The sequence below is a fragment of the Sphingomonas silueang genome, assembly GCF_040049155.1.
GTDB classification, from domain to species: Bacteria; Pseudomonadota; Alphaproteobacteria; order Sphingomonadales; family Sphingomonadaceae; genus Sphingomonas; species Sphingomonas silueang.
The window spans coordinates 42,233-50,501 of record NZ_JBDZDK010000029.1 but is presented as its reverse complement, the minus strand read 5'-3'; the positions used below and the strand labels follow the sequence as shown (position 1 = coordinate 50,501).

Genomic DNA, 8,269 nt, shown 5'->3' with positions numbered 1-8,269 from the left:
CATGCTCGACATTCGCGTCAACCGCGACGCGATGGCGCGGTTGGGCGTTACGGCTCAGGATGTGCAGGACACCGTGACTGCGACGATCGGCGGGCGAACATCGGGCCAGATCTTCGAGGGCGATCGTCGCTTCCCGGTGGTGATCCGCCTGTCTGAGGCGCAGCGCGCCGACATCGGCCTGCTCCAGCAGGTGCAGGTGCCGGTCGCAGGCGGCGGCTATGTGCCGCTGTCCAGCGTCGCCGAGATCAAGGTGGTCGACGGTCCCAACCAGATCAGCCGCGAGAATGGCAAACGGCGCGTGGTGGTGCAAGCCAACGTGCGTGGCCGCGACGTCGGATCGGTGGTTGCGGATGCGCAGGCAGCGATCGCCAGCCAGGTTCGGCTGCCTGCCGGTACCTATCTCGAATGGGGCGGCCAATTCGAAAACCTGCAATCGGCAAGCGAGCGGCTGAAGCTGGTTATTCCGGCCTGCTTCATCCTGATCCTGTTGCTGCTCTATGGCGCATTGGGATCGGTCCGCGATGCCGCGATCGTCTTCACCGGCGTGCCCTTCGCGCTGGTGGGCGGTGTCCTGCTGCTCTTCTTGCGAGGCATGGACTTTTCGATTTCGGCGGCGGTGGGCTTCATCGCCCTGTCGGGCATCGCGGTCCTCAACGGCCTCGTGATGGTCAGCTCGATCCAGGATCTGATCCGGTCGGGGCTATCGCGCGAAGAGGCGGCCCATGTCGGCGCAATGCAGCGACTGCGGCCCGTGGTCATGACCGCGCTCGTCGCCAGCCTCGGCTTCGTGCCGATGGCGCTTGGCGAGGGCGCGGGTGCGGAGGTGCAGAAGCCCTTGGCGACAGTTGTCATCGGCGGCTTGATCTCGGCGACGCTGCTGACGCTGTTCGTGCTGCCGACCCTCTATGCCCGCTTCGGTCAGAAGGTGATCGAGAAATCCGAGCACTACAATGGGGAGCATGAAGGGGACGACCACGGTCAGACCTTCGTGAACAACTTGGCCTGATGGGTGAGCGGGGGCGATCCGCGATCGCCCCCGCTCATCTCTGGGAGATGAGGATATGCCTCGCACCATAACCAGCTCAATGCTTCACGGCGGGCCACTGCGGATCTGGTCGGCACTCACCGACCCGGATCATCGCCGAGCTTGGAGCCCGCTGGTACTCCTCGATAACCCGGGTCAGCTCGGCGACACGAGAGGAACCTTTGCGATCCAGGGCATCAACCGGCCGATTCGGACGCCGGCACGGATCGATCAATTCGATAAGCCGCGAGCCTTCGCTTGGTCCTGCGGCATCCCTTATCTGTTCACGCTCGAAGAGCGGTACGAGCTGGCAGGGGACGATGGTGGCACCAGGCTAACACATAGCTGCACGCTGCGCGGGGCGCTGTCTCTGCCGTTCGCGGCGATGATGTTGCGTCGCCTGCGGTCCCTGATGATCGAGGCTGACGATCGCCTCGCAACCTATCTGCGCTGGCGGGTGGGTCAGCCTGCCCTTGGGATCAATCGTCAGCGCGTCCCCTCCCGCTACAGGAGGAAGGCGCGATGATGCCGTCGAAGCGGGTACTGCCCGCCCTCATCCTCGTTGTCGGGCTGGCGGCTTGCACGGAAGGCAAGCCGCCAGCCCCGCCAACGGAGCAGCAAATCCATTCGTCCGACAGCGCCGTGGCGACCGGGGAAATGGGGTGCCATCCCTATCGCTGTTCCGACGGGGAACCGCTGTTCGTCGACTACAAGGACAACGGCCTGCAGATCGATTTGCGGCGCTCCAGCAGCGCCGTGCCCATAACGCTGACCGCGCCAGCGCAGGGCCTCCAATATGTCGGCGAGACAGCCACCGCGACCTTCAAGGGGTCGCAGCTCACCGTCGTGGAAGGCGAGGGCCGCACCCGAATCTGCGAACGGGAGGGCACCCGATGAACCGTCCTGTCTTCCGACATGTCGCACTGCAACGGGAGAGAAACGATGTCTGACACGTCGATCTCGAATGTGATGGCCATTCGCGCCGAAGTGATCGCGCGAAGCCGCGCTTTGCGTGAGGCGCAGCCGACGGCACCACCCGGCGTGACGCCGACCGCTCCGGTGTCGAACTTCGCCGACACCCTCAATGCCGTGGTCGCGAAGGTCAACGAGACCCAGGAGCAAGAGGATGTCGTCACCGAAGCATATGAGCGTGGCGAAACCACCGACATCGCAACCGTCGCGCTCATCCAGAGCCGCGCATCCATTACTTTCGAGGCGACCCTGCAAGTCCGGAACAAGCTGCTGTCCGCTTATCGGGACATCATGAACATGCCGATCGGATGACGATCGCTACGAGATTTAGGGCGTAATTGATATGATAGTCGGCGCGAGGCCTCGTTTTAAGCAGATCATTATCGAGGTTTGGAAGCCTCTCACGATCCTGTTCGTGTGGGACGTGGCGGTGACGGCATTCCACATGATGACCCCGATCAAGGAACCGCCTTTGCCGACGGCGCTGTTTGGCACTGCCATCGCGCTCTTCATGGGGTTTCGGACCAACGCTGCTTATGCTCGCTGGTGGGAAGCGCGAACCCTTTGGGGCGCGCTCATCAATGCGTCGCGCAGCCTGGCTAGGATCACACGCAGCCTGACCAAGGGAGAACCCGAGGGCAGCGAGATGCGGCACAACATCATCCTGCGGCAGATCGCCTTCGCGCACTCGATGCGCTGCCAGCTTCGCCGACAGTCGCCCTATGAAGAGATTGGCCGGATCGCTGGAACGGACGTCGCCGATATGGCGGTCGCTCGCCTGAACCCTGCCAACGCGCTCTTGGAGGACATATCGGGCATTTACGCCGACGCGCTCGCGGAAGGTCGGATCACCGAGATCCAGCAGGCAACTGTGGAGCGCGTCCTGATCGACATCGCCAATGCGCAGGGTGGCATGGAGCGGATCAAGAACACGCCGCTGCCCAATGGCTTTCGGTTCTTCCCGAACCTCTTCACGCGCGTGTTCTGCGTGCTGCTCCCGATCGCGCTGGTCGAATCCCTTGGCCTTGCCACGCCGATCGGATCGACGCTGATCGGACTCGTCTTCCTCGCGGTGCTGAGCATCGGCGAGGATCTGACCGATCCGTTCGCCAATAGCGTTCACGATGTCCCGCTCACGGCCATGTGCCGCACGATCGAGATCGACCTTCTTCAGACGGCGGGACTGCCAGCCCCTCAGCCGCTGACGCCCGATCACGGCGTGCTGTGGTGAGGGCGGTGCATGCCTTGCGGCACCTGCCTGGCCCTACAGCCGCGCGCATCGGCGCCGTTCTGTTCGCGGGTATGGTCGTCGGAGCGTGCAATCCCGCGCCGAGCGAACCTGTCGAGCCGGCGCATGAAACGCATCTGACGCCCCGATTGATCGCGCAGCGCATCATGTATTGCGACGACGGATCGCGCGCCGATGTCGACTTCATCGATGACGGCCTGAAGATGGCTGTCACCTGGCTGCCCAAGGGCAGAACCGAGATCCTGCACGCGCAACGGACCGGCGATGAGTTTCGCGGCGACCAGTCGCGGGCAGTCGTGGCGGGTGGGTCGATCGCCTTCACGCAGCGCGGGAAGATCCGCGTCTGTCACCGAACCCCGGAGGGATCATAGCATATGCAAGCATTGCTCTACACGCTTGCGCCTGTGCTGGCGGTCGTGCTCGGCGCGATCATCGCGAGCCGCACCAAGTTGAACCCTGGCCTCGTGGCGGGCCTACAGCATCTCGCTGCCGGCGTCGTGTTTGCGGCGGCAGCGACCGAAATCCTGCCGCAGGTCAAGCATGAGGCTTCGCCCAGCGCGACACTGATCGGTGGGGCGGCGGGTGTCGCGACGATGTTGGGGCTCAAGGCTTTTGAGGCTCGTTTCAAGGGACCGATGGCGTTGCTGGCCGCGATCGGCATCGACATTCTGGTCGATGGTCTGGTGCTCGGCCTTGCGTTCGTCGCGGGCGAGAAGGCGGGATTCCTGCTGACGATCGCGCTGACGCTCGAAGTGCTCTTCCTGGGTCTGACACTGACCAACGAGCTGGCGGAAACCTATCGCTCGCGCCCGCGCATCATAGTGATCGTCTCGGCCTTGGCGCTGCTGCTGCCGATCGGCGCGCTCGCTGCCGTTCCTGTCGCCACGCTCTCGCCGGTAATGGTCGCTGGCTTCCTGAGCTTTGGGCTGATGGCGCTGCTCTACCTCGTCACGGAAGAGCTGCTGGTTGAGGCGCACGAGAAGCCTGACACCCCGCTCATCAGCTCGATGTTCTTCGTAGGGTTCCTTGCCCTGCTAACGCTCGAGGAGATCATCGGATGATCCCGAGCAACGACAACAATGGCGGCGAAGAGCGTCGCACCCTCTGGATCGTCCTGCTGCTGAACGCGGCAATCGCGGCGGGCTTCTTCGTCTCAGGATTTTTCGCGGATTCGAGCGCCCTGATCGCCAACGGTGTCGACAACCTGTCCGATACGGCCGTGTATGCGCTGAGCCTTGTGGCGCTCACCCGGGGCCAGACGTGGAAGACACGCGCCGCGGTCGCTTCGGGCGTCATGTTGCTGATTTTCGCGGGCGGTATTCTGATCGACGTTGGCCGGCGCTACCTTCAGGGCAGCGAGCCGATCGGACCGACCATGATGGTCATGTCGGCGATCGCCGGCGTCGTAAACTACCTCTGCCTGCGGCTGCTCCAGCGGCTCAAGGATCCGGACGTCAACCTACGGGCCGCCACCACCTTCAGCTTCAATGACTTCATTTCCAATGGCGGCATCCTGATCGCGGGCGTGCTGGTGCTGTGGCTGGGCACCAACTGGCCGGACCTGCTGGTCGGCTTCGCGACCGCCATCATCGCCATCAAGGGCGGTGTCGAAATCCTGCGCGACGCGCGCGCCGAAACCAAGAAAAGCGAAAGGAGGTCGTCATGAACGACAAGCTCGAACTCGATATTCCAGTGCTGTTGCCGGGTCTGCCTGATGCGGCCGATGCCTGCCTGGACCGTCTCGTATCGACCCTGTCGAAGCGCGAAGGCGTGGAGCGGGCGCATGTGATCTGCCTCGACGGCGACACGCCGGCGGCGCTGTGCATCCATTTCGACGCTGCCAAGCTGCCGCTGCCGCGCTTGCGCGAAATGGTGCGCGCCGCAGGCGCCGAGATCACCGAGCGCTACGGCCATGCGATCTGGCAGGTGACGGGTATCAATCACGAGCGCCGGGCGCGCACCGTCAGCGATGCGCTGTGCGCCTTGCCCGGCGTCGTCCAGGCAAGCGCCAGCACCAGCGGCTCGGTTCGGGTCGAGTATGATCGCCGGGAAACCACCGAAGAGGAGGTCCGCGCCGCACTTCGCAAGCTGAAGGTCGGTGTGGGCAAGCGGGTCGCGGCCGATGACCATGCCGGCCACGACCACGGCCCCGGGGGCCACGACGCGGGCGAAGAGAAGCACGGCCCCGGCGATGGCCACGACCACAGCCACGCCGAATTTCTCGGCCCCAATACCGAGCTGATCTTCGCGCTTGCCTGCGGCGCGCTGCTGGGGATCGGCTATGCGATCGAGAGGCTGGTTGCCGGCGCACCGGAGTGGCTGCCCACGGCCTGCTATGTCGCAGCCTATTTCTTCGGCGGATTCTTCACGCTGCGCGAGGCGATCGACAACCTCCGGATGAAGAAGTTCGAGATCGACACGCTGATGTTGGTCGCTGCGGCCGGCGCCGCTGCGCTGGGCGCATGGGCCGAAGGTGCGCTGCTGCTGTTCCTGTTCAGCCTCGGCCATGCGCTTGAGCATTATGCAATGGGCCGCGCCAAGAAGGCGATCGAGGCGCTGGCGAAGCTCGCGCCCGAAACCGCGACCGTGCGACGCGGCGGGCAGACCAGCGAAATCCCGGTCGAGCAGATGGTCGTCGGGGACATTGCCATCGTCCGCCCGAACGAGCGCCTGCCTGCCGACGGCTTCGTCATCAAGGGCACCAGCGCGATCAACCAGGCCCCGGTCACGGGTGAAAGCATCCCGGTCGACAAGGTGCCGGTCGCAGATGCCGCAGCGGCACGCGCCAAGCCCGATGCAGTCGACGCGGAAAGCCGGGTTTTTGCTGGTACGATCAACGGCGGCGGCGCGATCGAGATCGAGGTGACACGCCGTTCCAATGAAAGCGCGCTTGCCAAGGTCGTGAAGATGGTGAGCGAAGCGGAGACGCAGAAGTCGCCGACGCAGCGCTTCACCGACCGGTTCGAACGGATCTTCGTGCCCGCCGTCCTGGTCCTGTCAGTGCTCCTGCTGTTCGCATGGGTGGTCGTCGACGAGCCGTTCCGCGACAGCTTCTATCGCGCGATGGCGGTGCTGGTGGCGGCAAGCCCGTGCGCGCTCGCGATCGCAACGCCGAGCGCGGTCCTGTCGGGCGTTGCCCGTGCAGCGCGGGGCGGCGTGCTCGTGAAGGGCGGTGCACCGCTCGAAAACCTCGGGTCGCTCAAAGCGATCGCTTTCGACAAGACGGGCACGCTGACCGAAGGTCGTCCGCGCATCACTGATGTCGTGCCCGTCGATGGCGCCGATGAAGGCGAGTTGCTGGCGCTGGCTGTCGCCGTCGAAGCGTTGAGCGACCATCCCCTGGCCCAAGCGATCGTCAAGGACGGCCGCGAACGTCTGAACGATCGTGCCGTGCCGACTGCCGGCGACCTCAAGAGCCTGACCGGTCGGGGCGTCACCGCGAGCGTGGATGGCGAGACGGTGTGGATCGGCAAGGCCGAGATGTTCGGAAGTGAGGGCATTCCGGCGCTGGGGCAGGGCGCGCAGGACGCAATCGCGAAGCTGCGCGAGAACGGCCGCACGACAATGGTGGTCCGCAAGGGGGACCGCGACCTGGGCGCGATCGGCCTGATGGACACGCCTCGCGAAGCTGCCAAGACCGCGTTGCGTCGGCTGCACGAGATGGGCGTGTCGCGGATGATAATGATCTCCGGCGATCACCAGAAAGTCGCCGAAGCGATCGCCGACGAAGTCGGGATCGACGAAGCGTGGGGCGACCTCATGCCCGAAGACAAGGTTGCCGCGATCAAGAAGCTCGCCGGCGAAGACAAGGTCGCGATGGTGGGCGACGGCGTGAACGATGCGCCGGCGATGGCAAGCGCCACGGTCGGCATCGCGATGGGCGCGGCGGGGTCGGACGTTGCGCTGGAGACAGCCGACGTGGCGCTGATGGCCGACGATCTGGCGCACCTGCCATTCGCAGTCGGTCTTAGCCGCCATACCCGTGGAATCATCCGGCAGAACGTCTTCGTCAGCCTGGGTGTCGTCGCCTTCCTGGTGCCTGCTACCATCCTCGGCCTCGGCATTGGGCCAGCGGTGGCGGTTCATGAGGGATCGACGCTGCTCGTCGTCATCAATGCGCTCAGGCTGCTCGCCTACCGCGATCCGGCAGGGAAGGCGGCATGAAGTGGCTGATCGCCTTCGACCTCGACGGCACGCTTGCCGAGAGCAAGCGGCCGTTATCGGAGGACATGGCGGCGACCCTCGCTCGATTGCTTGCCGTCACCGATGTGGCAGTGATCTCGGGCGGGGACTGGCCGCAGTTCGAAAAGCAGATCGCCTCGCGCCTTCCGGCCGGCGTCGCGCTCGACCGTCTCTGGTTGATGCCGACCACAGGCACGAAACTCTATCGGTTCATCAATGGCGCTTGGCGCGCGGTCTATGCCGAACTGTTCGACGACGCGGAGAAGGCGAAGATCCGCACGGCCTTCGATCAGGCGCTGACCGATGCCGGTCTCGCCGACGAACGTATCTGGGGCGAACGGATCGAGGACCGGGGCAGCCAGATCACCTTTTCGGGCCTGGGGCAGGCAGCGCCGCTGAAGGAAAAGGAAGCGTGGGATCCCGACCGAAAGAAGAGGACCGCGTTGCAGGCCACGTTGCGCGCGACGCTGCCGGACCTCTCGATCAATCTAGGTGGCACGACATCGATCGACGTGACCAGGGCAGGGGTGGACAAGGGCTATGGCCTGAAGCGCCTGAGTGCTGAAAGCGGCGTCCCGCTCGACGGGATGCTGTTCATCGGCGATGCGATCTTCCCCGGTGGGAATGACTATCCCGCCGCTGAAATTGGCCTCGATACGGTGAGAGTGCGCGACGTTGCGGAAACCACCGCCGTCGTGACCGCCATCATCGCATGTCTGCACCGGTAGGGATCGCCGATGTTCGCGATCTCCGCCTTGGGCCTGAACGTCTGTGGGACTCTCGTCCCGACCTTACCCCTTTACCTCCGGTCTGGAGCAATCGCGTAGAACAGGCAGGCCGAC

10 protein-coding genes are annotated in these 8,269 nt (G+C 64.7%); all 10 read left to right on the top strand.

Going from position 1 to position 8,269, the window contains the following annotated elements:
- The coding region (locus tag ABLE43_RS19235; RefSeq protein WP_348979803.1) for an efflux RND transporter permease subunit at positions 1–1,006 on the top strand (1,006 nt) is incomplete at its 5' end.
- Between the two features lie 55 nt (positions 1,007–1,061).
- Complete coding sequence (locus ABLE43_RS19230; protein ID WP_041043242.1) at positions 1,062–1,550, top strand: SRPBCC family protein; 489 nt, start codon at positions 1,062–1,064, stop codon at positions 1,548–1,550.
- Complete coding sequence (locus ABLE43_RS19225; protein WP_348979802.1) at positions 1,547–1,921, top strand: hypothetical protein; 375 nt, start codon at positions 1,547–1,549, stop codon at positions 1,919–1,921. Before ABLE43_RS19230 ends, ABLE43_RS19225 begins: the two co-directional genes overlap by 4 nt.
- A gap of 45 nt (positions 1,922–1,966) precedes the next feature.
- The gene (gene fliE, locus ABLE43_RS19220; RefSeq protein WP_058733724.1) at positions 1,967–2,308 is read left to right on the top strand and encodes a flagellar hook-basal body complex protein FliE; all 342 of its coding nucleotides are present in this window, start codon (positions 1,967–1,969) and stop codon (positions 2,306–2,308) included.
- 31 nt (positions 2,309–2,339) lie between these two features.
- Positions 2,340–3,227, top strand: a complete 888-nt coding sequence (locus ABLE43_RS19215; protein ID WP_348979801.1) for a bestrophin family protein — start codon at positions 2,340–2,342, stop codon at positions 3,225–3,227.
- Positions 3,224–3,616 (top strand): hypothetical protein, encoded by a 393-nt coding sequence (locus ABLE43_RS19210; protein WP_425475291.1) that lies wholly within the window; start codon positions 3,224–3,226, stop codon positions 3,614–3,616. The genes ABLE43_RS19215 and ABLE43_RS19210 overlap by 4 nt, the downstream gene beginning before the upstream one ends.
- A 3-nt stretch (positions 3,617–3,619) precedes the next feature.
- Positions 3,620–4,306, top strand: a complete 687-nt coding sequence (locus tag ABLE43_RS19205) for a ZIP family metal transporter (protein WP_345907590.1) — start codon at positions 3,620–3,622, stop codon at positions 4,304–4,306.
- Positions 4,303–4,911: a cation efflux transmembrane domain-containing protein gene (locus ABLE43_RS19200; RefSeq protein ID WP_019368196.1), complete on the top strand. Its 609-nt coding sequence runs from the start codon at positions 4,303–4,305 to the stop codon at positions 4,909–4,911. The genes ABLE43_RS19205 and ABLE43_RS19200 overlap by 4 nt, the downstream gene beginning before the upstream one ends.
- Complete coding sequence (locus tag ABLE43_RS19195) at positions 4,908–7,409, top strand: heavy metal translocating P-type ATPase (RefSeq protein WP_348979800.1); 2,502 nt, start codon at positions 4,908–4,910, stop codon at positions 7,407–7,409. The genes ABLE43_RS19200 and ABLE43_RS19195 overlap by 4 nt, the downstream gene beginning before the upstream one ends.
- On the top strand, positions 7,406–8,155 hold the full coding sequence (locus tag ABLE43_RS19190; RefSeq protein WP_348979799.1) for an HAD-IIB family hydrolase: 750 nt from the start codon (positions 7,406–7,408) through the stop codon (positions 8,153–8,155). Before ABLE43_RS19195 ends, ABLE43_RS19190 begins: the two co-directional genes overlap by 4 nt.
- Positions 8,156–8,269 lie beyond the last annotated feature (114 nt).

Coding starts and splice junctions, on each gene's coding strand:
- ABLE43_RS19230 (WP_041043242.1), top strand. CDS start 1,062: ATGCCTCGCACCATAACCAGCTCAATGCTTCACGGCGGGCCACTGCGG.
- ABLE43_RS19225 (WP_348979802.1), top strand. CDS start 1,547: ATGATGCCGTCGAAGCGGGTACTGCCCGCCCTCATCCTCGTTGTCGGG.
- fliE (WP_058733724.1), top strand. CDS start 1,967: ATGTCTGACACGTCGATCTCGAATGTGATGGCCATTCGCGCCGAAGTG.
- ABLE43_RS19215 (WP_348979801.1), top strand. CDS start 2,340: ATGATAGTCGGCGCGAGGCCTCGTTTTAAGCAGATCATTATCGAGGTT.
- ABLE43_RS19205 (WP_345907590.1), top strand. CDS start 3,620: ATGCAAGCATTGCTCTACACGCTTGCGCCTGTGCTGGCGGTCGTGCTC.
- ABLE43_RS19200 (WP_019368196.1), top strand. CDS start 4,303: ATGATCCCGAGCAACGACAACAATGGCGGCGAAGAGCGTCGCACCCTC.
- ABLE43_RS19195 (WP_348979800.1), top strand. CDS start 4,908: ATGAACGACAAGCTCGAACTCGATATTCCAGTGCTGTTGCCGGGTCTG.
- ABLE43_RS19190 (WP_348979799.1), top strand. CDS start 7,406: ATGAAGTGGCTGATCGCCTTCGACCTCGACGGCACGCTTGCCGAGAGC.